This is a genomic window from Kitasatospora sp. NPDC048298, assembly GCF_043201465.1.
Lineage (GTDB): Bacteria > Actinomycetota > Actinomycetes > Streptomycetales > Streptomycetaceae > Kitasatospora.
Genome location: NZ_JBICYZ010000158.1, coordinates 1 through 2,438, shown reverse-complemented (window position 1 = coordinate 2,438; position 2,438 = coordinate 1). Strand labels below are relative to the sequence as shown.

Annotated in this window: 1 protein-coding gene; it reads right to left on the bottom strand. The window is 63.3% G+C overall.

Annotation, left to right across the window (positions count from 1 at the left end):
• Positions 1–107 precede the first annotated feature (107 nt).
• Positions 108–1,895 (bottom strand): reverse transcriptase domain-containing protein, encoded by a 1,788-nt coding sequence (locus ACGF0D_RS44120; RefSeq protein ID WP_392926209.1) that lies wholly within the window; start codon positions 1,893–1,895, stop codon positions 108–110.
• Positions 1,896–2,438: the final 543 nt, after the last annotated feature.

The following is a 2,438-nucleotide window of genomic DNA, read 5'->3' as shown; positions in this document are numbered from 1 at the left end:
AGGGTACTGGTGGGCCGTCGGCGAGATGCCTGCTGAGCAGGTCCTTTTCCCACGGCCCCCAGCCCGAACGACGCATGCGACTTTCACCGCACGTCGCTCTCCGGTGACTACTGCGTGAGTGCTGGGACATGCTTTCTGCCGTGGATGGCCGCATGGCAATTTCCGCAGACCACAAGGGTTTTGCGGTGCCGTGCGGCCATGAGATCCGCCCACGGGGGCCGGTCCGGCCCTGGCTTTCCGAGGTCGGTGAGCTTGGCGACATGGTGGACTTCCACCTCGTCGACGCGCCCGCATACCTCGCATCGCCCCGCAAGGAGTCTGGTGACCAGTTCCTTGCGCTTGGTGGTGACCGGGGCCAGCCGACGGTCGGTGATGACCGTCTTCTTGTTCTGTCTCAGCGGGATCCCGCCGAACCGTCCGACCAGTGGCTTCCTGCCGATGCGTTCGACGCGGGCCTCGAAGCACTTGCGCGGCCCGTGCGGCGTCTCGATGGTGGCCGCGTATTTGCGGGCCATCTTCGACACCGACGAGCGGTGCTTGTTGGCGAGCGTCATCAGCATCGAGGTCTCCATGACCCATTGCAGCCGGGCGAGTCGGAAGACGTCGCCGGCCATCAGGTAGTACTGGACGATGCCGCGGTACTCGGACCCGTAGGTGCTGATGATGACGTGGTCGTCCTGGTTCAGCAGTTCGGGTCGGCGCGCGGGTTTGCCGCGCTTCTTGTATTGGGCCTGCTTGGCGGATACCACCGAACGAGGGACGCGCAATCTGATGGTCCCGTTGACAGAGCGCCGTCTGCCGGAGACCTTGCGGTCGTTGTGGTGCACGGTGATATCGTAGCCGAGGAACTTCGCTGCCCCGGTGCGGGCGTGCGTGATGAGGGTTTTCTCCGGCGACAGTTCCAGCTTGAGGTCGTCATGCAGGAATTGCGTCAGACGCCTCTTGATTTCCTCGGCCTCCGCCTTCGGTCCGGCGAACCCGAGCAGGGTGTCATCGGCATAGCGCACATACCGCAGCCTCCGGTAGCCGGGATCCTGAGTATCCATGCTCGGCATGCTGTGGAGTTGCTTGCGCAGGTCCCGCACCTTGGTGCGGTCGCCGCGCTTGCGGGCGCGTCCGATTGCCGCCCACACTCGGTGAAAGGCACGGTTCGGCTTCCTGGCACTTCCTCGGGTGTATTCCGGGATCAGAACGTTCTCGACGAACTCGTCCATCTTGTGCAGATAGATGTTTGACAGGATCGGTGAAACGACGCCGCCCTGCGGAGCTCCGCTGTGCGTGGCGTTCCAGACCCAGTTCTCCAGGTATCCGGCTTTTAGCATGTTCCGCACCAGCCGCAGGAACCGACTGTCGTGGATTCTCTCGCCCAGGATTCGGAGCATGACCTCATGGTCGAGCCGGTCGAAGCACTGGGCGATATCGCCCTCGATGAGCCAGACCGTCCCCGTCCAGGTGTGGACCACATCGCTCAATGCGGTGTGACAGCCCCGACGGGGACGGAAACCATGTGAGAGATCGGAAAACGTCGGTTCGTAGAATGCCTCCAGAAGCAGGCGCACCACCTCGCCGACGAGCTTGTCCGACCACGGCGGCAGGCCGAGCGGGCGCATCTTCGTGCGGTCCCGCTGCTTGGGGATGTAGACCCTCCTGGCCGGGCTCCATCGGTAGCGCTCGTGGCGCAGCGCGTCGATGACGTGCTCGATCTTGCCCAGCGACATGCCGTCCACGGTCTCCCCGGTGACCCCGGGCGTCATCGCTCCCTTGTTGGAGTACAGACGCCCGTAGGCCAGCAGATACAACTGCGGATTGAACAGCTGTCGATACAGTTCATTGCACGGCAAGCCACGCCTGCCGCGTTCACGCAGGACACCCAGCACCGTTTCGGCGCTCTGCATTACGCATACCTCCCGTTTCTTGGGTGTCCGATCACCTGGCCCCCTTCGCCCGATGCGGACGGCCTTCCCGTCCTCCTTGGCCGGTCGTGACTCCGGCGACTACTACGGGGCCTCCGTCGCCATAGGAAGATCTCTTCCCGTAGGCGATCCCATGTTCGTCCTTGTCGTACGTCGTAGCGTGATGTAGGTGCCCCACTCATCACCTTGAATGCCCTCGTTGGGCATCGCTCCGCGCTCCGGAGGTTGCGTCGGCCATGGCACAAAGCCGTCGCAGGGCGCGGCACCGGTTTCAGATATCTTTCCGGTGGACTCGACCTTCAGTCTCCTGGTGATTGGGGTTCAGGCAATCCAGCTTTCACCGTGTCACGCGGGTCCCGTGATACCCCGTCTCCGATATCTGAGCCCGGCTATCGCTTTTCTGGCATGCTCTGGTCCCGTCACCGTTTCCGGATCGGGTAAGCCATCAGACCCAAGAATCTCCCTCCGAATTCCTCCCGACTGAGTCGGGGATACGACAAGGCGCCTCATGGCGCACTGCCAGCG

Excerpts from the sequence above, each read along its gene's own strand:
- ACGF0D_RS44120 (WP_392926209.1), bottom strand. The coding sequence starts at position 1,895 with ATGCAGAGCGCCGAAACGGTGCTGGGTGTCCTGCGTGAACGCGGCAGG.